Below are 24767 nucleotides of genomic sequence, written 5' to 3'. Positions count from 1 at the left end.
ATGTCTAGACAGCGGACAAAACCACTCCTATAGTCAAGTCATCGTCGTGATGACTTCACTAGGAGGTGGCTGTGACCGCAGACCCGCAAACCGTCGACGTCGGCCAGTGGCGTGATCGCAAGCGCTACCTGTGGCTGATGGGCCTGATCGCCCCGACCGCGTTGTTCGTGATGCTGCCGGTGGTGTGGGCGCTCAACCAGCAGGGGTGGCATGCGGCCGCCGCGGTGCCGTTCTGGATCGGACCGATCCTGCTGTACCTCCTGTTGCCCGCCCTCGATCTGCGGTTCGGGCCCGACGGCCAGAACCCGCCCGACGAGGTGATGGAACGACTGGAGAACGACAAGTACTACCGCTACTGCACCTACCTCTACCTGCCGTTCCAGTACGCCAGCGTGGTCATGGGCGCCTACCTGTTCACCGCCTCCGATCTCGGGTGGTTGGGCTTCGACGGCGGACTGGGCTGGCCGGCGAAGATCGGCCTGGCGCTCTCGGTCGGCCTGCTCGGCGGCGTCGGCATCAACACCGCACACGAACTGGGCCACAAGAAGGATTCGCTGGAGCGCTGGCTGTCGAAGATCACGTTGGCGCAGACCTGGTACGGCCACTTCTACATCGAGCACAACCGCGGCCACCACGTCCGCGTCGCGACGCCCGAGGACCCCGCATCGGCGCGGTTCGGTGAGACGTTCTGGGAATTCCTGCCGCGCAGCGTCTGGGGTTCACTCAAGTCGGCCTGGGAGCTGGAGGCCAAGAGGCTCGAGCGCAGCGGGCGGAGCCCGTGGAATCCGAAGACGTACTGGTCCAACGACGTCCTCAATGCGTGGGCGATGTCGGTGGTGTTCTACGGGGCGCTGATCGCGGTGTTCGGTTGGGCGCTGATTCCCTACATCGTCATCTCGGCGGTGTTCGGCTTCACGCTGCTCGAGACGGTCAACTACCTGGAGCACTACGGTCTGCTGCGCGCGAAGCTCGACAGCGGTCGCTACGAGCGGTGTGCACCGGTGCACAGCTGGAACTCCGACCACATCGTGACCAATCTGTTCCTGTACCACCTGCAGCGGCACAGCGACCACCACGCCAACCCCACCCGGCGCTACCAGACGCTGCGCAGCATGGAAGGCGCGCCGAACCTGCCGAGCGGGTATGCGTCGATGATCGCGCTGACCTACTTCCCGCCGCTGTGGCGCCACGTGATGGATCACCGCGTGCTCGAGCACTACGACGGTGACATCACCAAGGTCAACATCCACCCGCGGGTGCGTGACAAGGTGCTCGCCCGATACGGCGGCGCGACGGTATGACCGCCTACCGCTGCCCGGGCTGTGACTACGTCTACGACGAAGCCAAAGGCGCTCCGCGGGAGGGTTTTCCGGCCGGGACGCGGTGGGACGACATCCCCGAGGACTGGGGCTGCCCGGACTGCGCGGTGCGCGAGAAGGTCGACTTCGAGGCGATCTGAGGGCCGTCGAGTCTGCGCTCAGGGCGCGAAAGTGCAAGTGACAGGGGCCCTCAGCGCAGTGTCAACAACATTTCGGAAGGAACATCACCATGGACTACAAACTGTTCGTCTGCGTGCAATGCGGATTCGAGTACGACGAGGCCAAGGGGTGGCCGGAGGACGGCATCGCGCCGGGCACCCGCTGGGACGACATCCCCGACGACTGGAGCTGCCCGGACTGCGGCGCGGCGAAGTCGGACTTCGAGATGGTGGAGGTCGCGCGGGGTTGACCGCTGCGACCGGGGCGAGCGAAGCGACGGGAAATGCGACCGGGGCGAGCGAAGCGACGGGAAGTACGACCGGGGCGAGCGAAGCGACGGGAAAGGCTAGTCTTCCGCGTGTGAGCAGCCCGCGCGACCGCCGCGTCCCCTACGCCGAGGCGTCGAGGGTACTGCTGCGCGACTCGATCCTCGACGGGATGCGCGACCTGCTGCGCAGCCGGGACTGGTCGTCGATCACGCTGACCGATGTGGCCAAGGCCGCCGGGATCAGCCGTCAGACCATCTACAACGAATTCGGCTCCCGGCACGGGCTGGCCCAGGGATATGCCCTGCGCCTGGCGGACCGCCTCGTCGACGCGGTGGACGAGGCGATCGAAGGCAACGTCGGCGAGGTGTACGCCGCCTTCCTGGAGGGGTTCCGCGCGTTCTTCACCGAATCCGCCGCCGATCCGCTGGTGATCTCGCTGCTGTCGGGGGACACCAAACCGGACCTGCTGCAGATCATCACCACCGACAGCGGCCCGATCATCACCCGCTGCTCGGACCGGTTGACGTCGACCTTCCGGAACAGCTGGGTCAAGGCCAGCGACGAGGACGCCGGAATCCTGGCCCGGGCGATCGTGCGCCTGGCGATGAGTTACGTCTCCATGCCGCCGGAGGCCGACCACGATGTGGCCGGTGACCTGGCCCGGCTGATGACTCCCTTCGCGGAGCGCTACGGTGTTATCGAGCAGGATCCGCGGCTGGCGAAGACGCACCGCCCCGATCGCTAATCTGACACTCAGCTAAGTAAATGCGACGCGCGCACGAGAAGGAAACACATGACCACGACTGAGCAGCGACTGACGGTCGAGAGCCGCAACGGCATCGACTACAAGGTCGCCGACCTGTCCCTGGCCGAATTCGGCCGTAAAGAGATCCGCCTGGCCGAGCACGAGATGCCCGGGCTGATGGCGCTGCGGCGCGAGTACGCCGAGGTGGCGCCGCTCAAGGGCGCCCGTGTCTCCGGTTCGCTGCACATGACGGTGCAGACCGCGGTGCTCATCGAGACGCTCGTATCCCTCGGTGCCGAAGTCCGCTGGGCCAGCTGCAACATCTTCTCCACCCAGGACCACGCGGCCGCCGCGGTCGTCGTCGGCCCGCACGGCACCCCCGAGGAGCCCAAGGGCACCCCGGTCTTCGCCTGGAAGGGCGAGACGCTGGAGGAGTACTGGTGGGCCGCGGAGCAGATGCTCACCTGGCCGGGCGAGCCCGCCAACATGATCCTCGACGACGGCGGCGACGCCACGATGCTGGTGCTGCGCGGTGCGCAGTTCGAGAAGGCCGGCGTGGTCCCGCCCGCCGAGGACGACGACTCCGCCGAGTACAAGGTCTTCCTGAACCTGCTGCGGGAGCGGTTCGAGACCGACAAGACCAAGTGGACGAAGATCGCCGAGTCGGTCAAGGGTGTCACCGAGGAGACCACCACCGGCGTGCTGCGGCTGTACCAGTTCGAGGCCGCGGGTGAGCTGCCTTTCCCGGCCATCAACGTCAACGACTCGGTGACCAAGAGCAAGTTCGACAACAAGTACGGCACCCGCCACTCCCTGATCGACGGCATCAACCGCGGCACCGACGTGCTGATCGGCGGCAAGAAGGTGCTGATCTGCGGCTACGGCGACGTGGGTAAGGGCTGCGCCGAGTCGCTGGCCGGCCAGGGCGCCCGCGTGCAGGTCACCGAGATCGACCCGATCAACGCGCTGCAGGCGCTGATGGACGGCTTCGACGTGGTGACCGTGGAGCAGGCGATCGGCAGCGCCGACATCGTCATCACCTCGACGGGCAACAAGGACATCATCACCCTCGACCACATGAAGGCGATGAAGGACAAGGCCATCCTCGGCAACATCGGCCACTTCGACAACGAGATCGACATGGCGGCGCTGGAGCGCTCGGGTGCCACCCGGATCAACATCAAGCCGCAGGTCGACGAGTGGACCTTCGACGACGGCCACTCGATCGTCCTCCTCTCCGAGGGCCGTCTGCTGAACCTGGGCAACGCGACGGGCCACCCGTCGTTCGTGATGAGCAACAGCTTCTCCAACCAGGTGATCGCGCAGATCGAGCTGTGGACCAAGAACGACGAGTACGACAACGCGGTCTACCGCCTCGCCAAGCACCTCGACGAGAAGGTCGCCCGCATCCACGTCGAGGCGCTGGGCGGCACGCTGACCAAGCTCACCAAGGAGCAGGCGGAGTACATCAACGTCGACGTCGAGGGTCCGTACAAGCCGGAGCACTACCGGTACTGAGTTCAATCGCTCCACACCGAAACGCCGCGGCGCAATCGCCGCGGCGTTTCGGCGTCTGTGGGAGGAGGTAACCCGGACCATCCATCTGCAACGAAGCAGGAGGCCCCATGACGAAGTCGGCGACCGCCGCGGAGGCCGTTCTCTCGCGGCTCGACGGAATCCGCGGCTGGCAGGAAGACTGCTATCGCGACCTCCATCGGCACCCCGAGTTGTCGCATCACGAGGTCAGGACCGCGGGTGTGATCGCCGAACGCCTGGGCGATGACGGCTATCGGGTGCACGACAAGATCGGCGGCACCGGCGTCGTCGGCGTACTGGAGAACGGATCCGGCCCCACGGTGCTGCTGCGGGCGGACATGGACGCGTTACCGGTGCGGGAAGCCACCGGACTGGACTACGCCAGTACGGTGAGCAGCGCCGACGCCGACGGCCACGAGGTGCCGGTGATGCATGCCTGCGGGCACGACGTCCACGTCACCGCGCTGCTCGGGGCCGCCCAACTGCTCGCCGAGGGGCGCGATCGTTGGAACGGCACCCTGGTCGCGTTGTTCCAACCGGCCGAGGAGTCGGCCGATGGTGCGCGAGCCATGGTCCGCGACGGCCTGGCGTCGGTGCTGCCTGCGGTCGACGTCGCGCTCGGACAGCACGTGTTCCCCATTCCGGCCGGCATCATCGGCACCCATTCCGGCCCCTTCCTGGCCAGCGCCGACAGTATGCGCATCACCGTCTACGGGCGTGGTGCGCACGGCTCCATGCCGCAGTCGTCCGTCGACCCGGTGGTGCTGGCCGCCATGATCGTGATCCGGCTGCAGACGATCGTGTCCCGGGAGGTGGCCCCCGTCGACTCCGTCGTGCTCACGGTGGGCAGCATCGAATCCGGCAACAAGAGCAACGTCATCCCCGATCGGGCGGTGCTCCAGCTCAACATTCGTACGTACGGCGAGCAGACCCGCACGACCGTCCTCGACGCGATCCGCCGGATCGTGACGGCCGAGTGCATGGCATCGGGGTGCCCGCGCGAGCCCGAGTTCGAGATGTTCGGCCGGTTCCCGTTGACCGACAACGACCCCGGTGCGACCGCGCGGGTGCGTGAGGCGTTCACGGCGTTCTTCGGGGACCGGTGTATGGACATGCCGCAGGGTGCGGCCAGTGAGGATTTCAGTGAGATCCCGGTCGCCCTCGGGGCGCCGTACACCTACTGGGGGGTGGGTGGCACCGATCCGGCGGCGTTCCGGCAGGCCATGGAAAGCGGTCGCGTCGAGCAGGACATCCCGGTGAACCACTCACCGCACTATGCGCCCGTCATCCAACCGACGCTCGATGCCGCGACCCAGGCCATGGTGGTCGCCGCGCTGGCCTGGCTGGCCGCGGCGTGACGCCGGTTGCTCTGTGGCAGTGAGGGTTTGACGAAACCGGCACCGGGTCGTGGCAGCGGTCTGTTAACGTCGCGGGGTGCTTCGGGGATCAGGGGGGTTGGGCGTCGTCGTCCTGGTGCTGGCCGTGCTCGCGGGATTCTGCGCCGCGCCGGCGGCCGCTGACGACCCGACGATCGACGACCACCACCCGTACTTCAACGAAGATGAATACCAGGCGTTCTACACTCCGCCGGACCCACTGCCGGCGGGCGGCCCTGGTGATCTGATCCGCACGGAACCGTCGCGCCTGGTGCTCGAACCGTCGGGCGCACTCGGCATGATCATGGCGAACGGTACGCGAATCATGTACCGCAGCAACGATGCTCGAGGCAACCCGGTCGCGGTGACCGGAACCTATTTCGAACCACACAACCCGTGGCCGTTCGGTGGGCCTCGCCCGTTGCTCGTCTACGGGCCGGGTACCCAGGGCCAGGGGGACCAGTGCGCACCGTCGCGCCAGTTCAACCAAGGTATCCACTGGTCGCCCTATCTGGACATCGCGTTCAACTACGAGGAGTTGTTCGTCGCGACCATGGTGGCGCGCGGATTCGCGATCGTCATGACCGATTACGAGGGCCTCGGCACGCCGGGGCTGCACACGTACGCGAACCGGGTGTCGCAGGGGCACGCGATGCTCGACGCGGCCCGTGCGGCAAAGCGGTTGCCGGACACTTCATTGAGTCCCGATGGGCCCGTGGCCTTTTGGGGCTATTCGCAGGGTGGGGGAGCGGCGGCATCCGCAGCGGAGATGGCCCAGTCGTACGCCCCGGAGGTCGACGTCGTCGGTAGCTACGCCGGGGCGCCGCCCGCCGACCTGAAGGCGCTGTTCCCGTTCATCGACGGCAGCATGCTGGTGGGCGCAGTGGGTTATGCCCTCAACGGGGTGATCGCGGCTTACCCCGAACACGAGGCGGCGATCCGGGCGACGCTGACCCCGCGGGGTACCGACCTGCTCTTCAAGGTGCAGGACCAGTGCGTCGCCGAGACGCTGACGAAGTTCATGTTCCGCCACCTGCAGCCCTACTTCAATCAAGACATCTTCGCGGTCGTCGAGCAGGAGCCGTTCACGTCGCTGTTCGACGAGCAGAAGCTGGGCCGGTCCAAGCCGAACGCCCCGGTGTTGATCAACGCCAACAGGTTCGACCCGCTGGTGCCGTGGGCTCCGGCCATGCAGCTCGGCCGCGACTGGTGCGCCCAGGGCGCCGACATCGAGGCGCGGACCAACGAGCAACCGCCGTTCCTGAACAAGGCGATGGTCAATCACGGGCTGCCGATGCTCGTCGACGCGGAACCGGCGATGCAGTGGATCGCCGACCGGTTCAAGGGCGTGCCGACGGCGTCGAACTGCGGGCGGTTCTGACACGCATCTTACGGGTCTGTGAACGCCGTTTCGTGTCCAGAACCTCGGGGTACTGACAGCTCACAATTGCCTGAGGAGAGGACGCGGGATGGCCGACGTGCATATCGGTGACGAGCAGACGTTCAATGAGTCGGCGCTCGTCGCGCCGATCAATCTGATCTCGCACGTGGCCGTACGCAACGCCGTCGCCCGGCTGCAGGAGGACCACGGAATCACCGACGCCGACAAGGCCTTTCGCGCACTGCTGACGGTTTCGAGGCGCTACGACGTCAAGCTGCGGCATCTGTCGGCGGCGGTCGCCGGCGCGGAAGCGGGCACCCGGCGCGTCACGAGTGCGCCGCCGCTGTCGTTCTCACTGCGCGGTCGCGGTAGGGCGCCGAAGCGGTCGGATGTGTTCGCCGACCTGGTCACCGCCGCGGTCGAGCTGTTCTCCGCGCCCGCGGCCGCCGTGCAGCTGCGCGACGCCGTGTTCGGCGGGGTGTGCATCGAGAGCCACACCGGTCTGGCCGAGCGGTTCCGCCACCATTTCGGCTACGTGGAGGACGAGGGCTCGGCTGCCGCGTATGCGACGGCCCACTGCGAGGTGGTGCGTGTCGATGATGTCGCGGCCTCACCGCTGTACAACTTCACCGACATGGAAGTGCTTGCCCAGTCCGGTGTTCGGGCTGAAGTCGCCATCCCGATGTGCGACGAGGACGGCCGCAACTGGGGCGCGGTCACGGTCATGTTCGACACGCGCCGGCCGCGTATCGACCCGTTCGCCGTGGAGATGCTGCACGGCCACGCCGACTCGTGCGCGCAGTGGCTGCGGTGGTACGACAGTGAGGTCATGCCGACGCTGGTCGACGCGGTGCATGAGGTCGCCGCGGCCCTCGTCGCGGAGACGGGCAGCGCGGCGGTCTCGGCGTAACCCAGCGAAGGTGTCGTAGAGTTCGTCAGTGATGACGGCATCTAGGGCAAGGGCGCGCTGGGGCGATGGCCGGTGACACCGGAGGGGTTCTGGACGCGGTCGAAAGCTGCCTTGCGGCAGGTGATCATGCGCGCGCCGAGGAGATCCTACGCACTGCGCTCGCGTCCGATCCGCACCATCCACGGCTGCTGACGGCATACGCGCGCGCAAAGCTCGGACAGTCGGACTGGGCGGCGGCGGCCGCGAGTGCGCACGCCGCGCTGTCGGGCGATCCCCACAACGAGCACGCGCTGCGGGTGTACGCCCGAGCGCTCGAGATGCAGGGTCGACTCGACGAGGCGCTGTGGACGGCGGGTCGGACGGTGGCGATGCATCCGCTCAGCCACCAGGCGCACTACGGTCACGCGCGACTGCTCGAGGCGACAGGCCGGACTGCCGAGGCGTTGACGGCGGTCAACGAGGCGTTGCGGCTGAATCCGGCGGATGCCGACTCCCTGGTGCTGCGCGGGAACCTCTCCGTCGCCGTCAAGCAGCACGGACCGGCCGAAGCCGACTATCGGGCGGCGTTGCGCCTGAACCCGGCAGACGCCGAGGCCATCCACGGCTCCGCGTTGCTCGACCACGCGCGCGGCAGGCGGTGGAGTGCGGTGCGCGGCTTTCTCCGGGTGGAGGGGCTCGACCCGTCGTACCGGGAGGTGGTGCGGCAGAACGTCGGCGAGGTCCTCGCCGGGCTGCTGCGCCGGTGGGCGTGGTTGGTGCTGATCGTGGGGTTCGCGGTGATCGTGACGTTCACGATGGACGAGGACGGCGAACCCACCGTCGTCCCACGGCTCGTCGCGGGCATCGGCGCCGCACTGTTGCTCGTCCCGATCGTCCGGATGGCGCGTGAGGTGCCGGGCCGGATGCTGCGAAGTGTGTTGCGGGAGCGGCAGATACTCGCCGTGCGGATCATGCAGTTGATCGCAGGTGTCGTATTCGGCGTGGCCACAGCACTTTTCGGCGCGATTACGCCGACAGCGGTGCTGGCGTCAGTGCTGGTGCTCTCGCTGCCCGTGGTCGCGATCGTCGGGTACTTCACCGGCGAGCGGCTGTGGTGAGGTGCGCGGCCGCGCATTCGAGAGCCGATCTCCGCACCTTCGCCCATGGCTCATGTCGAGACTGCAGTACCGATGACTCGCCGTACTCGAAAGCGTCTGGCACGTCCGCGGGGTCCGCGCGCAACGCCACCCAGTCGTCCCCGCTGAACGCCACCGGTATCGCTTCCCGCGGTATTCCGCAACTGCGCCGGTCACAGGCAGCTCACCCATCAGTTCCCCTGTCCGCTCTCGTACGGTTGTACGTTCAAGGTCATCCCCGGTTGTATGTGCGGCGCATTCGCGGTCTCCCGTGGATGCACCACATCCTCACCAGGCCACTGATCCAGCTCGGCCACCCCGGAGGTGAGCTCCGTTCTGAACCGATGCGCCGCGGTGGTCGGCCGGCTAGAGGATCGAGAGACGTCTCGTTCGCCTCGCCGGCAGGGTGCGACCGCGGTCCGCAGCTATTATGCTTTCAGGCCGATCGCTCCTGCCAGAAGCTGGCTGTACGTCAGTCGCCCCAACAGCTGGAAGCAGGCGTCCGATTCGGTAGTTAGCCGGACCAGCTGGTTCTTGGTTCCACGCTCATACCAATACACCTCCCACATTCCATCGTCTGACTGCTCGAGACACCACGAGTAATCGGCATGCCCGCCGAGAGCCAGAACCTGGCGAGATATTCCTATCGTTTCGAGCGCTCGGGCGAGCTCGGTCTGATTCACAGCGGAACCTCCCTCAAGTAGCCCGCGTTGACCAAGTCAACTATGGGTTGGGTGAAGTAATACTGCACCCCGCCGCCCGGCTGTCCCATCGCCGGTGCGATAGATCCTTGCCAGATAGGCACGGGTCGCACGACTTCGTAGCGATGGTAGCCAGCCTCAAGACTGTGCGGTGGAAGCGCGCGCTCTGGGAAGGCGGTCCCTACCGGCGAGCCGAATTGACCGAACCCCGGACCGAATCGATCAAACGTTTCGCCAGGACTCAAGACCGTCGGAGTCCGGGCTTCGGGCGTGCTGAATCCTTGCGGATGTGCTTGGGCATCCGGCCAGACCAGGTCTGGATTACCATGTGCGTCACGGTTGCCGCTGGGCCAATACTCCCGCTTCCAGACATCCTCATCCAGCCCACCCAGCGGATCGTAATTCGTAGGAACCAACTTCTGCACCTCCGGATGTGAGCTCGACGCCCCCGGGGACAACGCGTCGCTAACCCGGGTGGAGTTGGACGCCGCGTCCTCGAGTAGGTCTTGGTTCAGTAGGCCTGCCTGCGGGTGAGTCAGCTGGTCGGTCGGAACCGTGTTTCCGTGCGAGTCGTAATCACGCGGGCTCTCTGCCAAACCGCCATTGTCACTGAGAACTTCGTTTGAATCAGAATGTCCGGGACTGTCGATACGACGGTTCTCCACGGTGTTCGTACTCTGCGCACCCGCGGAGGCAGTCTGCTCTCGTCGTTCATGTGGGCCTACTGGATCCCGTTGGTGAGCCGTCGACCTATCGCCCTCTGGCGAGGGGGCGCGCGACTCCGATCTGACATCCGCGGCGGGACTCGTTCCATTTCCCGTGGCCGCGCCCACCGGCGCTGTCGGCGAAAGCCCTGGCGTCGGGCCCGCAGCCGAAGGCTGTTGTGTTCGCGGGTTCTCGGGCGATGCTCCATGCGCTGCCCGCGCGTCAGGAACTCGAGATTCGGGGCTGCGCGCGGACGTCTCCGGACTGTGCGCCGCCGCGGGGGCGTGCGGTGCCATCGGCGCGACCCCGGCCATGCCCACGGGCGGGGTTCCGGAACCTGGATCGTGATGCCCCGGGCTGGAGTCGACTGACGTGTGCGGTGGCTGAGCAACGGAATTCGTGTCCGCCGTAGTGCGGTCGTATCCGTCGTGAGTGTCCGCCGCAGGCGCTTGGAGTGCGGGCGAATCCGCGGACGGGCGCGCACCCGCTTGCCCGTTGGACTCGACGGTGTTCGACGAGCCGTGTCCTGACGCAGAGTCACCGGCGTGCCCGCCCGGCGATGGTGCCGTGCCGGCATCGGGATGGCTTGTACCGCCGGGTGTGTGGTCGGGAGACGGTGGGGGACCAGACGACTCGGGCGGGTGTTGCGCCACAGGTGATTGCGGATCGTTTTGTGTAGGCGCGTGATTCGGTGCCGAGGGCTCACTCCCGGTCGGAGCGTCGACAGCACCCGGTCCCGGCGACTCCGGTGACTGGGGTGGCGGTCCGTCCGCTCGGCCGGGTCCGTCGTCTGACGGGCCGGCCGTGCGACCTGGCGGGTCGGGGGGCGGCCCGTCTCCGCCACGGGCCGCCGAACTCTCGCCACCACCGGGGGTGCCCGTCGGCCCCGGCGGATTCGGCGGACCCGCGGGACCGTCGAGACCCCGCGGGCTCGACGGCGTGTCGAAACCGTTGGGTGACGTCGGGCTGATCAGCGATTCGGGAACCCCCGGCGGCCGGACTTCCGGTGCATCCGGAAGTCCCGCGCCGACGTTGTCGAGGTCGGGCACCCCGTCCACACCCCGAGTCCCGGGGCCCGAACCGAGCCCACGCAACCCGGGAATCCGACCGCTGTCGAGCAGTCCTCTCGTGGCGCTCAGCCCCTTGGCCAAGGTCCCCGTCTTCGACAGCGCGCCACCGGGAACGAACAACGACCCGATGTTGAACGCGGCCTCACCCGCGGCCCGGCCCGGGTGATCACCGGACCACTTGTCCAATGCGATGAACTCCGCACCCATGTCGGCCAGGACGCCCGGCAGCTTCGACGGGTCCTTGGCCACCGTCATCACGGTTTCCGCCATGCCCTTCCAGGTGTCGGGGTCGGCCATCGCGACGGTGCCCGCCACGGTATTGATCAACCCCGTGGTCAGACCCACCTGGAAATCGGTGTACACCGTGAACGCGTCGGCGAGGGCTCCGCCGACCTCGTCGCCGAGCAGTTCCTCCAAGTGGGGCCGCACCCAGTTCTGCAACGATGTCACCGCATCGCCGATCGCGGACGCGAGTTCCTCCAACAGGCCGACCAAGCCCTTGACCTGGTTCTGGAAGTTCTCCAGCACCGTGCCGACATCGCGGGCGACCTCTCGCAGGATGTCGTCGGCCTCGCCGGTGAAGACCCCCTTCACCATGTCCCACGCGCCGCCCAGCGAGATTCTGTCGAGTAACCGGCGGATGGCGTCCTGGGTTTCCTGCACGCCGCCGGCGAAGTCGTCGATCGACTGGGCGAGACCCGAGGCCGTATCCGACAGGTTCGACACGGCCTGCCCCAGCTTGTCGAGGACTTCGCCGATCTTCCCGCCCTCGGGGATCTGTTGGTCGGACACAAGGGATTTCACCGGCGCGACGGCGTCGTCGAAGATCGACAGGCCCTGGCCCAGGTTCCGCCACTGCGTAGCGGTCAGCCGCATCATCCCCGAATTGCCCGACGGCCACGTCAGCGCGGCGCCCGCGAACATCCCGCCCGGCAACACATTGAGGAACGGCACGATCAGATGCCATTTGGTCGGCGGGGACACCGTATTCGAGTTCGGCCCGGCAGCGGCGTCGCCGGCCTCGGTCTCACTGGGCTGACTGCCGACACCGCCCGTCGGCCCCGGTCCGCCGACCGTCGACGCCGCGTCGGCGTTCGCGTAGTTGTGTCCGGTCGCCTCGAGCATGAAGCCCACCGATTTGAAGGCATTGGCCGCGTCGGCCAGCGCGCTGGCGAACTCCTGTGCCTGATCGCCGTACTTCAGCCCGAAGTCGAGTCCGGCCGGATCGGTTCCCGACGCGAGCCCGGCCGACACCACCGAACCCAGCGCGTCCGAGAGCATGCCGAGTTGCGTTCCGAGAGAACCCATCTGCTTGCCCGCGCCGATCAGCGCGTCCGGTTCGACCTCGATCCGCTCACCCGCTGGTGCGCCGGCTACTCCCACATCCGGCCGTTCTTCGCGACCGCGTCGGCATAGTTCCTGCGCGCGGTGTCGGCGATCGTCTGCAGTTGTGCCAACGCCTTCTTCATCTGCTCGGCACCGTCCTCCCACTGCTGCTGGGCCTGCGCCTGTGCATCCGACGCCTCGCCGTGCCACGTGGCACGCAACGCGGTCATGGCCCGCTCGACGTCGTCGAGGCATTCGGCCACGTCGCGTTCGAACTCCCTCATGTGGTCGATCGCCGACTGCATCTGCGGGAAACTCACCACCAGCATCGTCATCGCTCCTGATCAACCGACGGTGCGAGCGCACGCGCGCTCGGGGAGGGCTCCGACGTCGGCCCCCGGACCGGTGCGGCGGAACCCGTCGCGTCCGCGGATTGCGCCATGTCGCCGTCTCGCGTCTCGGCGTCCTCTTCTGCCGCCTCGGTGGCCTGTTGCACAAGCTGCGCGACCTGTTGCGCCAACCCGCCGGCCTGCTGTGCCACCCCGGCTGCCGCCTGTACCGATTGGCCGGCGGTCCCCTGCACCGCCTGGCCGACGGCCGGAAGGGCCTGGCCCAGTGGCGACATCGCGGCCACCGCCGGTTGGGCCGTGCTCGCCGGTTCGGTCAGGTTCATCTGCGCGGCCAGCTCGCCGACACCGGGCTGAGCACCCGCGCTCTGCCAGGCGGCGCCCCCGCCGCCGGAACCGCCGCCCGCGGCCGGCGTGCCCGAGCCGCCGGAACCCTGCATCGACGCCCCGAGCGCCCCGGCGGCCTGCTCGTCGGTCTTGGCGTACTCCTTGGCGGCCACCGTCAGCCACTGCGACATCGTCTGCAGGCCACGCACGACCTGCCCGGCCCCGGAGTGCCACTTGTCCCACTCGGTCCCGAAGGCCGTCGCCGCGCCGCCTTTCCACCCGGACCCGAGCAACTGCCCGACCTCCAGGTCCACCCCCGACAGGCCGTCCTGCAGGCGCTGCCCGGTATCTGCCAGACGCGTCGCTGCCGAAACCAGCTCGGAGACGACGACTTCGACCGATTGCCCCATTCGGCGAACCTCCAGTCACTAGGCGGTTGGCTCGACTCAGATGTCGATGATCCCGCGACGGTGCGGTGACGAGGACGGGCGCCGAGCGGCAGTGGACGCAGTGCCCCCCACCAGCAAACTCCCGACCAGCCGGGTAAAGCCTATCGGCGTTCGAGGGCGGTCCGATGCACCAGTTTGCGCCCGGGACGGATCCGGCCGCCGGACGCGGTTACGCTCACCGCGTGCTCATCGCGATCGAAGGTGTCGACGGCGCAGGCAAGCGCACCCTGACCACCGGCATGCGGGCCGCCTTCGAAGGTGCTGGGCGGTCGGTCGCGACGCTGGCCTTTCCGCGTTACCACCGGTCGGTCACCGCCGACCTCGCGGCGGAAGCCCTCCACGGCAGCCACGGCGACCTCGCCGAGTCGGTCTATGCGATGGCGGTGTTGTTCGCACTCGACCGCGCCGACGCTCGCGACGAGATCGCACACCTCGCCGCCGCCTACGACGTGGTGATCCTGGACCGCTACGTCGCCTCGAACGCCGCCTACAGCGCCGCACGCCTGCACCAGTCCGCCGACGGGGAGGCGGTCGAGTGGGTGAGGTCGCTCGAGTACGACCGGCTGGGCCTACCGGCCGCCGACTGGCAGATCCTGCTCGACGTGCCGACTGCGCTGGCCGCCGAACGGGCCGAACGCCGCGCCGAACAGGAAGCCGACCGCGCCCGCGACGCCTACGAGCGTGACGACGGTCTGCAGCGGCGCACCGGCGAGGTGTACAAAGCGCTGGCCGCAACCGACTGGTGCGGACGCTGGATCGTGGCCGGACCCGACGTCGACGCGGCGGCGCTGGCCGACGGATTGACCGCTTCCTGAGGTCAACCGGAGAAACGCCCTGCGTGGTAGCCGGGTTTTATCGCGATCTGGTGACACCATGGACTCCATGAGGCAAAGGATTCTGGTCGTCGATGACGATCCCTCGCTGGCCGAGATGCTCACCATCGTGCTGCGCGGGGAAGGATTCGACACCGCCGTCGTCGGCGACGGCACCCAGGCGCTCAGCGCCGTGCGGGAACTGCGCCCGGATCTGGTGTTGCTGGATCTGATGCTGCCCGGCATGAACGGCATCGACGTCTGCCGGGTGCTGCGCGCGGATTCCGGCGTGCCCATCGTGATGCTCACCGCGAAGACCGACACCGTCGACGTCGTCCTCGGCCTGGAATCCGGCGCCGACGACTACGTGATGAAGCCGTTCAAACCCAAGGAACTCGTCGCCCGCGTGCGAGCCCGGTTGCGCCGCAACGAGGACGAGCCCGCGGAGTTGCTGTCGATCGGCGACGTGGAGATCGACGTCCCCGCCCACAAGGTGACCCGGCAGGGTGAGCAGATTTCGCTGACACCGCTGGAGTTCGACCTGTTGGTGGCGCTGGCACGTAAACCGCGCCAGGTGTTTACTCGAGATGTGCTGCTCGAACAGGTGTGGGGATACCGTCACCCCGCGGACACCCGTTTGGTGAACGTGCATGTCCAGCGGTTGCGGGCCAAGGTCGAGAAGGACCCGGAGAACCCGCAGGTGGTGTTGACCGTTCGAGGAGTGGGATACAAGGCCGGACCTCCGTGACGATTCACCGCTCCGCGGTGGCCGTGATCCTCACCGCTCGGCGGCGGTCGTGATCTGGGGCGCACGACGGCGGATCCGGGGCGGCTTCTGGCGGTCTGGACCGCTGATCCGCGGCCTCACCGCACTCGGGCGGGCGCTGAGCCTGGTGTGGCGCCGCTCGCTGCAGGTGCGGGTGGTCAGCCTGACGCTGGGGCTCTCACTCGCCGTCATCCTCGTGCTCGGCTTCGTGCTGACCAGCCAGATCACCGACCGCATCCTCGAGGTCAAGGTCAAGGCCGCGACCGAGGAGATCGAACAGGCCCGCAACACCGTAGGCGGCATCGTCGGCGGCGAGGAGTCCCGCTCCCTCGACAGCAGTCTGCAGCTGGCGAGGAACACGCTGATCGACCGCAAGGCCGATGCGGGCAGCGGACCCGCGGGCGCCTACGACGCCGTGCTCGTCGTCCCCGGTGACGGACCGCGTGCCGCGACCGCCGCGGGGCCGGTCAGCCAGGTGCCGGAGGCGTTGCGCGACTTCGTCAAAGCCGGACAGGTCAGCTACCAGTACGCGACCGTCAACGCCGACGGTTTCTCCGGTCCGGCGCTGATCGTCGGCAGCCCGACGTCGTCGGAAGTGACCAACCTCGAGCTGTACCTGATCTTCCCGCTGAACAACGAGGAGTCGACGATCTCGCTGGTGCGCGGCACCATGGCCACCGGCGGCGTCGTCCTGCTGGGGTTGTTGGCCGCGATCGCGCTGCTCGTCGCCCGGCAGATCGTGCTGCCGGTGCGGTCGGCGTCGCGGATCGCCGAGCGGTTCGCCGAGGGACACCTGTCCGAACGTATGCCGGTGCGCGGCGAGGACGACATGGCCCGGCTGGCGGTGTCCTTCAACGACATGGCCGAGAGCCTGCAGCGCCAGATCACCCAACTCGAGGAGTTCGGAAACCTGCAGCGGCGCTTCACCTCCGACGTCTCGCACGAGTTGCGCACGCCGTTGACCACGGTCCGCATGGCCGCCGACCTGATCCACGACCACAGCGACGATCTCGATCCCGCGTTGCGGCGCTCGACCGAGTTGATGGTCAGCGAACTCGACCGGTTCGAGACACTGCTCAGCGATCTGCTCGAGATCTCCCGGCACGACGCCGGCGTCGCCGAACTGTCGGTGGAGTCGGTGGATCTGCGCAGCACGGTGCGCAGCGCCCTGGACAACGTCGGGCACCTCGCCCAGGAGGCGGACATCGAGTTGATCGTCGACCAGCCCGCCGAGGAGGTCATCGCCGAGGTGGACCCGCGACGGGTGGAACGCATTCTCCGCAATCTGATCGCCAACGCGATCGACCACGCCGAACACAAGCCGGTGCGGATCCGGATGGCCGCCGACGAGGACACCGTCGCCGTCACCGTCCGCGACTACGGAGTCGGCTTGCGGCCCGGCGAGGAGAAATTGGTGTTCAGCCGGTTCTGGCGGTCGGATCCGTCCCGGGTACGCCGCTCCGGCGGAACAGGTCTCGGGCTGGCGATCAGCATCGAGGATGCCCGGCTGCACCAGGGCCGGCTCGAGGCGTGGGGGGAGCCCGGCAACGGGGCCTGCTTCCGGCTGACGCTGCCGCTGGTCCGCGGTCACAAGGTGACGACGAGTCCGCTGCCGCTGAAACCGGTTCAGCCCGACCGCAACCCGCGCCGGGGTGGGCGTGAGCGGCAACCGGCGGGGGAGACGGTGTGAGCCGCTTGTGGGCGGTGGTGTGGCTGCTGGTGTTCGCGGTCGCGGCATCGGGGTGTGCGGGAGTGCCGAATTCCTCGGCCCCGCAGGCGATCGGAACCGTCGAGCGGCCCGCACCGCCGAGCCTGCCCAAACCGACACCCGGCATGGATCCGGACGTGCTGCTGCGCGAATTCCTCAAGGCCACCGCGGATCCCGCGAACCGGCACCTCGCGGCGCGTCAGTTCCTCACCGAGTCGGCGTCGCAATCCTGGGACGACGCGGGCAGCGCCCTGCTGATCGACCGCGTGGTGTTCGTCGAAACCCGTGAGCCCGAGCGGGTCTCGGTGACGATGCGCGCCGACATCCTCGGTTCGCTCTCGGATATGGGCGTCTTCGAAACCGGTGAGGGCGCGTTACCCGATCCCGGCCCGATCGAACTGGTGAAGACCACCGACGGATGGCGCATCGACCGGCTGCCCAACGGTGTCTTCCTCGACTGGCAGCAATTCCAGTCCACCTACAAACGCAACACGCTCTACTTCGTCGACCCGACCGGCACCACCGTCGTCCCCGACCCTCGCTATGTCGCGGTGTCGGACTCCGACCAGTTGGCCACCGAGCTCGTGTCCAAGCTGATCGCCGGGCCGCGACCAGAGATGGCCAACACGGTGCGCAACCTGCTCGGGGCGCCGCTGACCCTGCGCGGACCGGTGACCCGCGCCGACGGCGGCAAGACCGGCGTGGGGCGCGGGTACGGAGGCGCGCGCATCGATCTGGAGAACCTCTCGACGACCGATCCGCACAGCAGGCAACTGCTGGCCGCGCAGATCATCTGGACCCTCAACCGGGCCGGCATCAACGGGCCCTACGTGATCAACGCCGACGGCGCCCCGCTCGACGACCGGTTCACCGACGGGTGGGAGTCCTCCGACGTGGCCGCCACCGATCCGGGTGCGTTCGCCGGTGCCGCCGCCGGTCTGCACGCGCTGATGAATGGCTCGCTGGTGTCGCTGGACGGCCAGCGGGCCCCGCGGGTGGCGGGATCGTTCGGTCAGGCGCCCAACCAGGCGTCCGCGGCGATATCGCGCAGCGGTCAGGACGCCGCCTCGGTGGTGGTGCTGCGGTCCGGTGCGCCCGATATGCAGTCGACCCTGTGGATCGGCCCCCTGGGAGGACGCGCGGCGCAGGCGTTGGAGGGCAAGAGCCTGTCACGGCCCAGTTGGTCCCTCGACGACGCGGTGTGGGTGGTGGTCGACGGCGCTAACGTCGTGCGGGTGATCCAGGACGCATCGGGTGCCCCGGCGCGGATTCCGGTCGACGCCGGGCCGGTGGCGCTGAAGTTCCCCGGCCCCATCACCGAACTGCAGCTGTCCCGCGACGGCACGCGAGCGGCGATGGTGATCGGCGGGCAGGTCATTCTCGCGTCGGTGGAGCAGACCGAGGGCGGGCAGTACGCCCTGACGTATCCGCGGCGCCTCGGCTTCGGGCTGGGCGAGACGGTGGTGTCCCTGGGGTGGCGCACCGGCGACGACATCGTGGTCAGCCGCAAGGATCCCCAGCATCCGGTGTCCTATGTCAACCTCGACGGCGTGAACTCCGACGGGCCGAGCCGCAACCTCGCGATGCCGGTGACCACGGTGGCGGCCAACCCGTCGACGGTGTACGTCGCCGACGCGCGCGGGGTGGTCCAGCTGTCGCCGTCGACCGCCGAGGGTGACCCCACCTGGACCGAGGTGCGTCCGCTGATGGTCGCAGGCACGATCCCCGTGCTCCCGGGCTGAGCACCCCTTCAGCGCAGCGTCGAGGTGACCCCGGGGATGCGTCCCTCGCGGAAGGCGTCGACGAACAGCCGGTGGTCGTCGCGGACCTGCGCCGCGTAGTCCAGGCCGAACTCAACGATGTCGGCGACGAACTCGTCGGCACGCTCGCCGATGGCCGTCATGATTGCGTCCTCGGTCTGGAACTGCACCAGCGACTGGTCGCTGTCGCTGTCGCCGACGCAGTGCACCTTGGCCACCGCCCGACCGAGCTGCGTGATCACCTCGCCCAGTTCGTCCGGCTCGGTCAGCTCGTCCCATTCCAGATCCGACTCGTAGGGGGATAGCTCGCTGACCACGAAGCCCACGCCGTCGATGTCGGTGTAGCCGAGCAGCGGGTCGGCATGCGCCTGCAGGGCGCGTTGTGACACCGCAGTGCGGTGCCCGTGGTGTTTGAAGTAGTCGTGGACGGCGTGGTCGCCGACGACCCGGCTCGGGGCGGCGACGTTGCCCTGTTTCATCGACAGCACCACGTCGTTGTCCAGCGCCTGGTTGAACCCCTCGATGAGGATCGTGTAGGTCGGCAGCCCAGCGCTGCCGATGCCGTGGCCGGCCTTGCCGACCACGTCCTTGATGTCATAGGCGATGCCGTGGAATCGCTTGGCCTCCGGGATCGTGGTGAGGTAGCGGTCGAAGGCGTCCTGCACCTTCGCCCGCTCGGCGTCGTCGAGTCGGCGGACCCCGGCGCCGTCGCGGAACGTGCGTTCTGAGTTGTCGACCTTGGTCATCCGGTCGAGCATCTCCGAGCGGGTGGACAGGAGCGCCGACTGCAGGGCGGACAGCACCGCACCGCGCGCGGTGTCGAGGTTGAGCGAGAACGACGAGTCGTCGTCGACCTGCCGGAACCACTGCACCTGCTCGAGGTAGGCGCGCGCGAACGTCTCGATCAGATTGGTGATCTCACCGTCGGAGAGGGCCTTCTGCCAGCACATCAGGGCGACGCTCGCGGCGAACCGCTTGAGGTCCCAGGTGAAGTGGCCGACATAGGCCTCGTCGAAGTCGTTGACGTCGAAGATCAGCTTCCCTGCGCCGTCCATGTAGGTGCCGAAGTTCTCCGCATGCAGGTCGCCCTGGATCCAGACCCGGCTGGTGCGCTCGTCGGCCCAGCGGTCCTCGGCGGCGGCGACGTCGGCGTAGAACAGGCAGGCGCTGCCCCGGTAGAACGCGAACGGTTCGGCCGCCATCTTGCGGAACTTGGTGCGGAACGCGTCCGGGTCGGCGTCCATCAGTTCCTTGAAGGCCTGCTCCAGGCAATTGACGATCTCCGACTGTCGCTTCTCGTCCGCCATGGGTACATCCAACGCCGGACGGGCGATCGGCGCACCGGACTGCACGATTGCGGCTGTCACACCCTGCGCCGACACTGCCACCATGCTCGACCTCGTCCTCCCGCTCGAATGCGGCGGATGCGGCCGGCCGTCGTCGCGGTGGTGTGAGCCGTGCGCCGCGGCGCTGACCGTCCGGGCCGACGAACCACATCTGGTCAGCCCACGCCTCGATCCGGGTGTACCGGTGTTCTCCCTGGGCCGCTACGCCGGCCCGCGGCGGCGCGCGATCCTCGGGCTGAAGGAACGCGGCCGCACCGATCTGATCGCCCCGCTGGCGCTCGCCCTGCGCGACGGTCTCGCACACCTCGGTGCCTGGGGCATCCTCGACCGGCCTGTCACCCTCGTCCCGGCCCCTACCCGCCGTATCGCGGCCCGGCGCCGTGGCGGCGACCCGGTGACCAGGATCGCGCGCGCCGCCTCGCCCGACGTCGTGCAGGCACTGCGCTCCAGGGCGCTCACCCGGGATTCGGTCGGCCTGTCCATGCCCGACCGGCAGCGCAACGTCGCCAACCGGATCAGGCTCGTCCGGCCCGTCGCCGGGTCCGTGGTGCTCGTCGACGACATCATCACCACCGGTGCCACCGCGACGGAATCGGTGCGTGTGCTGCAAACGGCTGGCGCCGGCGTGCTGGCCGTACTCACCCTCGCCAACGCCTGATGGGCGGGGTGGGCGATCGCCGAAATGTCAAACGATCGTGAAGAACTCGAAACAGTCTCACCAAGCACTGGCCGACCGGGTGAACAACGACTACCGTCGGCCTTAACCACCCGTGAATTCACGGCAGGCGCCCGGAACGAGGCGCCACTTCGCCGCACAACGGTAGGAGGTGACAGTCGACACCTTGCGCCGGTGGGCTGCGGCAGATTTCTGAGACATGCGACTCCTGCCGGCGCGTTTCGTGACAACCCCGGGCACGCGCCGTGCGTGCGACGCGAAAGAGAAACGAGTTGCCAAGTATGTCAACGCATTCCACCGAAACCGACCGCACGATGGTGATCGAGGGCGAGCCCCCCGCGGAGGCGCCCAATGCCGAGGTGGTGGTCAAGGGCCGCAACGTCGAGATTCCCGATCACTTCCGAACCTACGTCGCCGAGAAGCTCACGCGGCTGGAACGGTTCGACCGCACCATCTACCTCTTCGACGTCGAGCTCGACCACGAAAAGAACCGTCGCCAGCGCAAGAACTGCCAGCACGTGGAGATCACCGCGCGCGGACGTGGTCCCGTGGTCCGGGGGGAGGCCTGCGCGGACAGTTTCTACGCCGCCTTCGAGGCGGCGGTGAGCAAACTCGAGAACCGGCTGCGCCGCAGCAAAGACCGCCGCAAGATCCACTACGGGGACAAGCGTCCGGTGTCGGTGGCCGAGGCCACCGCGGCGACCGCGGCGATCGAACAGGAGACCCCGGCGCCCGCCGAGGACACCGGCCTGCCCGACGGCCTCACGCTGGACGATCACGAACCGGGGCGCATCGTCCGCGTCAAGGACCATCCCGCCACGCCGATGACCGTGGACGATGCGCTGTCGCAGATGGAACTCGTCGGCCACGACTTCTTCCTGTTCCACGACAAGGAGACCGACAAGGCCACCGTCGTGTACCGCAGGCACGCCTACGACTACGGGTTGATCCGGCTGGCCTGATCCGGCCCATCTGACCGCCCGCCGACAGCCCCGCGACGCCGTGCCGTCGCGGGGTTCGTCGCGCGGACACGCATCCGGGACTGCCGGGACGGCGGAGTTGCCAGCTGCGACCTCTACCATGGGACAGGTCTGATACCTCAACCCACAGGGGAAAAAGCGTGCTCGATAAGTTGCTCCGTCTCGGTGAAGGCCGCATGGTCAAGCGCCTCAAGAAGGTGGCTGACTATGTCAATACCTTGTCCGACGACGTCGAGAAGCTGTCTGACGCCGAACTGCGAGCCAAGACCGACGAGTTCCGTAAACGCATCGACGGCGGCGAAGACCTCGACGACCTGCTGCCCGAGGCGTTCGCGGTGGCCCGCGAAGCCGCCTGGCGGGTGCTGAGCCAGCGTCACTTCGACGTCCAGGTGATGGGCGGTGCGGCGCTGCACTTCGGCAATGTCGCGGAGATGAAGACCGGTGAGGGCAAGACCCTGACCTGCGTGCTTCCCGCCTACCTCAACGCGCTGTCCGGCAAGGGCGTGCACGTCGTCACGGTCAACGACTACCTGGCCAAACGCGATGCGGAGTGGATGGGCCGCGTACACCGCTTCCTCGGCCTCGACGTCGGCGTCATCCTTTCGGGCCTGACCCCTGATGAACGCAGGGCGGCGTATCACGCCGACATCACCTACGGCACGAACAACGAGTTCGGCTTCGACTACCTGCGCGACAACATGGCCCACCGGCTCGAGGACCGCGTGCAGCGGGGCCACAACTTCGCCGTCGTCGACGAGGTCGACTCCATCCTCATCGACGAGGCCAGGACGCCGCTGATCATCTCCGGCCCGGCCGATGCCGCGTCGAACTGGTACAGCGAGTTCGCCCGCCTGGCGCCGCTGATGGAGAAGGACGTCCACTACGAGGTCGACCTGCGCAAGCGCACCGTCGGCGTCCACGAGGTGGGCGTGGAGTTCGTCGAGGATCAGCTCGGCATCGAGAACCTCTACGAGGCCGCCAACTCGCCGCTGGTCAGCTACCTCAACAACGCGTTGAAGGCCAAGGAGCTCTTCCAGCGCGACAAGGACTACATCGTCCGCAACGGTGAGGTCCTCATCGTCGACGAGTTCACCGGCCGCGTGCTGCTCGGCCGGCGCTACAACGAAGGTATGCACCAGGCCATCGAGGCCAAGGAGCATGTCGAGATCAAGGCCGAGAACCAGACGCTGGCCACGATCACCCTGCAGAACTATTTCCGCCTCTACGACAAGCTCGCCGGCATGACCGGTACCGCCCAGACCGAGGCGGCCGAGCTGCACGAGATCTACAAACTCGGCGTCGTCCCGATCCCGACGAACCGCGACATGATCCGTCAGGACCAGACCGACCTCATCTACAAGACCGAAGAGGCCAAGTTCATCGCCGTCGTCGACGACGTCTACGAGCGGTACGAGAAGGGCCAGCCGGTGCTGATCGGCACCACCAGCGTCGAACGCTCGGAATACCTGTCCAAGCAGTTCACCAAGCGCAAGATCCCGCACAACGTCCTCAACGCCAAGTACCACGAGCAGGAGGCGAACATCATCGCCGAGGCCGGACGGCTCGGCGCGATCACCGTCGCCACCAACATGGCCGGTCGCGGTACCGACATCGTCCTCGGCGGCAACGTCGACTTCCTGGCCGACAAGCGCCTGCGCGAGCAGGGCCTCGACCCGATCGAAACCCCCGAGGAGTACGAAGCCGCCTGGGAGTCGACCCTCAACCAGATCAAGGCCGAGGCCGAGGAAGAGGCCGACGACGTCCGCGCGGTCGGCGGCCTCTACGTGCTGGGCACCGAACGCCACGAGTCCCGCCGCATCGACAATCAGTTGCGCGGCCGCTCCGGTCGCCAGGGTGACCCCGGCGAGTCCCGGTTCTACCTGTCGCTCGGCGACGAGCTCATGCGCCGGTTCAACGGCGCCACGCTCGAAGCGCTGCTGACCCGGCTGAACCTGCCCGACGACGTGCCGATCGAGGCGAAGATGGTCACCCGCGCGATCAAGAGTGCGCAGACCCAGGTCGAGCAGCAGAACTTCGAAGTCCGCAAGAACGTCCTCAAGTACGACGAGGTGATGAACCAGCAGCGCAAGGTCATCTACGAGGAGCGCCGCCGCATCCTCGAGGGCGAGGATCTCGCCGAGCAGGCCCACAAGATGCTCGTCGACGTCGTCACCGCCTACGTCAACGGCGCCACCGCCGAGGGCTACGCGGAGGACTGGGACCTCGAACAGCTGTGGACCGCGCTCAAGCAGCTCTATCCGGTCGGGATCGACTACCACGACCTGGTCGACTCCGACGCGGTCGGCGAGGCCGGCGAGCTCACCCGCGAGGAACTGCTCGACATGCTGATCAAAGACGCGGAACGGGCCTACGCCGAACGCGAGCGTGAGCTCGAGGAGCTCGCCGGCGAAGGCGCCATGCGCCAGCTCGAACGCAACGTGCTGCTCAACGTCATCGACCGCAAATGGCGTGAGCACCTCTACGAGATGGACTACCTCAAGGAGGGCATCGGCCTGCGCGCCATGGCGCAGCGCGATCCGCTCGTGGAGTACCAGCGCGAGGGTTACGACATGTTCGTCGGCATGCTCGAGGCGCTCAAGGAGGAGTCGGTCGGCTTCCTGTTCAACGTCACCGTCGAGGCGGCGCCCCCCGCCCCGTCCAACCGGGTGGCGCCCGTCGCCGCACCGCCGGGACTGTCGGAGTTCGCCGCCGCCGCGGCGAAGGCCCAGGAGCAGACCGGCCAGGGTGCGGTGGCCACCAAGGAGCGGGAGACCCCCGCACCGACGTTGCGCGCCAAGGGAATCGACAACGACGACACCCCGCCGCTGACCTACGTCGGCCCCGGCGAGGACGGCACCGCCGAGGTGCAGCGGTCCAACGGCGGTCCGCGCCACGCCGCACCCGGGGGCGCCACGCGCCGGGAGCGTCGGGAAGCGGCCCGCAAGCAGGCCAAGACCTCCAAGCCCACCCGCAGGCGCGGCTGA

General features: G+C 67.9%; 20 protein-coding genes. 16 read left to right on the top strand and 4 right to left on the bottom strand.

Annotation, left to right across the window (positions count from 1 at the left end):
- Positions 1-137 precede the first annotated feature (137 nt).
- The 9 genes from G6N49_RS16415 to G6N49_RS16375 all read left to right on the top strand — a co-directional run bounded on the left by G6N49_RS16415 (position 138) and on the right by G6N49_RS16375 (position 8792).
- A complete protein-coding gene (locus G6N49_RS16415; RefSeq protein ID WP_225891935.1) occupies positions 138-1301 on the top strand; it encodes an alkane 1-monooxygenase in 1164 nt (387 codons plus the stop codon).
- Entirely contained in the window at positions 1298-1459 is a 162-nt protein-coding gene (locus G6N49_RS16410; protein WP_083044675.1) for a rubredoxin, read from the top strand. Before G6N49_RS16415 ends, G6N49_RS16410 begins: the two co-directional genes overlap by 4 nt.
- Positions 1460-1548: 89 nt before the next feature.
- Positions 1549-1728, top strand: coding sequence for a rubredoxin (locus G6N49_RS16405; RefSeq protein WP_011768120.1), 180 nt, complete (start codon positions 1549-1551; stop codon positions 1726-1728).
- Between the two features lie 110 nt (positions 1729-1838).
- Positions 1839-2492, top strand: a complete 654-nt coding sequence (gene alkX, locus G6N49_RS16400; protein ID WP_011768121.1) for a TetR family transcriptional regulator AlkX — start codon at positions 1839-1841, stop codon at positions 2490-2492.
- A 48-nt stretch (positions 2493-2540) separates the two neighbouring features.
- A complete protein-coding gene (ahcY, locus tag G6N49_RS16395) occupies positions 2541-4010 on the top strand; it encodes an adenosylhomocysteinase (RefSeq protein WP_083044674.1) in 1470 nt (489 codons plus the stop codon).
- Positions 4011-4117: 107 nt separating this feature from the next.
- Positions 4118-5386, top strand: coding sequence for an amidohydrolase (locus tag G6N49_RS16390; RefSeq protein ID WP_083044673.1), 1269 nt, complete (start codon positions 4118-4120; stop codon positions 5384-5386).
- A gap of 76 nt (positions 5387-5462) precedes the next feature.
- On the top strand, positions 5463-6785 hold the full coding sequence (locus tag G6N49_RS16385; protein ID WP_407665041.1) for a lipase family protein: 1323 nt from the start codon (positions 5463-5465) through the stop codon (positions 6783-6785).
- 88 nt (positions 6786-6873) lie between these two features.
- Positions 6874-7695 (top strand): GAF domain-containing protein, encoded by an 822-nt coding sequence (locus G6N49_RS16380; RefSeq protein ID WP_083044672.1) that lies wholly within the window; start codon positions 6874-6876, stop codon positions 7693-7695.
- 65 nt (positions 7696-7760) lie between these two features.
- Positions 7761-8792: a tetratricopeptide repeat protein gene (locus G6N49_RS16375; RefSeq protein ID WP_083044671.1), complete on the top strand. Its 1032-nt coding sequence runs from the start codon at positions 7761-7763 to the stop codon at positions 8790-8792.
- A gap of 697 nt (positions 8793-9489) precedes the next feature.
- On the opposite strand, the gene G6N49_RS16370 is transcribed toward G6N49_RS16375, so the two are convergent.
- From G6N49_RS16370 to G6N49_RS16360, 3 genes are read right to left on the bottom strand one after another with little or no spacing between them, the layout of a single operon-like run.
- The gene (locus G6N49_RS16370; protein ID WP_011855020.1) at positions 9490-12669 is read right to left on the bottom strand and encodes a glycohydrolase toxin TNT-related protein; all 3180 of its coding nucleotides are present in this window, start codon (positions 12667-12669) and stop codon (positions 9490-9492) included.
- Positions 12660-12947, bottom strand: coding sequence for a WXG100 family type VII secretion target (locus G6N49_RS16365; RefSeq protein ID WP_011855021.1), 288 nt, complete (start codon positions 12945-12947; stop codon positions 12660-12662). The genes G6N49_RS16370 and G6N49_RS16365 overlap by 10 nt, the downstream gene beginning before the upstream one ends.
- Positions 12944-13696 carry a WXG100 family type VII secretion target gene (locus tag G6N49_RS16360; protein ID WP_011855022.1) on the bottom strand — a complete coding sequence of 251 codons (753 nt, stop codon included), beginning with the start codon at positions 13694-13696 and terminating at the stop codon, positions 12944-12946. Before G6N49_RS16360 ends, G6N49_RS16365 begins: the two co-directional genes overlap by 4 nt.
- A gap of 221 nt (positions 13697-13917) precedes the next feature.
- Between G6N49_RS16360 and G6N49_RS16355 the strand changes: the two genes are divergently transcribed.
- The 4 genes from G6N49_RS16355 to lpqB are packed head-to-tail and all read left to right on the top strand — an operon-like array spanning position 13918 to position 18763.
- On the top strand, positions 13918-14550 hold the full coding sequence (locus G6N49_RS16355) for a dTMP kinase (RefSeq protein WP_041925251.1): 633 nt from the start codon (positions 13918-13920) through the stop codon (positions 14548-14550).
- A gap of 58 nt (positions 14551-14608) precedes the next feature.
- Positions 14609-15295 (top strand): two-component system response regulator MtrA, encoded by a 687-nt coding sequence (gene mtrA / locus G6N49_RS16350; RefSeq protein ID WP_011558758.1) that lies wholly within the window; start codon positions 14609-14611, stop codon positions 15293-15295.
- A 49-nt stretch (positions 15296-15344) separates the two neighbouring features.
- Positions 15345-17003, top strand: a complete 1659-nt coding sequence (gene mtrB, locus G6N49_RS16345) for an MtrAB system histidine kinase MtrB (protein ID WP_011855024.1) — start codon at positions 15345-15347, stop codon at positions 17001-17003.
- The gene (gene lpqB, locus G6N49_RS16340; RefSeq protein WP_011855025.1) at positions 17000-18763 is read left to right on the top strand and encodes an MtrAB system accessory lipoprotein LpqB; all 1764 of its coding nucleotides are present in this window, start codon (positions 17000-17002) and stop codon (positions 18761-18763) included. The genes mtrB and lpqB overlap by 4 nt, the downstream gene beginning before the upstream one ends.
- A gap of 8 nt (positions 18764-18771) precedes the next feature.
- On the opposite strand, the gene G6N49_RS16335 is transcribed toward lpqB, so the two are convergent.
- On the bottom strand, positions 18772-20088 hold the full coding sequence (locus tag G6N49_RS16335) for a DUF2252 domain-containing protein (RefSeq protein WP_011855026.1): 1317 nt from the start codon (positions 20086-20088) through the stop codon (positions 18772-18774).
- 82 nt (positions 20089-20170) lie between these two features.
- On the opposite strand from G6N49_RS16335, the gene G6N49_RS16330 reads away from it, so the two are divergent.
- The 3 genes from G6N49_RS16330 (at position 20171) to secA (ending at position 24767) form a co-directional block, all read left to right on the top strand.
- On the top strand, positions 20171-20785 hold the full coding sequence (locus tag G6N49_RS16330; protein WP_011855027.1) for a ComF family protein: 615 nt from the start codon (positions 20171-20173) through the stop codon (positions 20783-20785).
- Positions 20786-21084: 299 nt separating this feature from the next.
- Positions 21085-21765, top strand: coding sequence for a ribosome hibernation-promoting factor, HPF/YfiA family (gene hpf / locus G6N49_RS16325; protein ID WP_011558763.1), 681 nt, complete (start codon positions 21085-21087; stop codon positions 21763-21765).
- Positions 21766-21923: 158 nt separating this feature from the next.
- The gene (gene secA / locus G6N49_RS16320) at positions 21924-24767 is read left to right on the top strand and encodes a preprotein translocase subunit SecA (protein ID WP_011855028.1); all 2844 of its coding nucleotides are present in this window, start codon (positions 21924-21926) and stop codon (positions 24765-24767) included.

The organism is Mycolicibacterium monacense (assembly GCF_010731575.1).
GTDB lineage: Bacteria > Actinomycetota > Actinomycetes > Mycobacteriales > Mycobacteriaceae > Mycobacterium > Mycobacterium monacense.
Note: the sequence above shows the minus strand (reverse complement) of the source record. Positions and strands in the feature narration are given on the sequence as shown.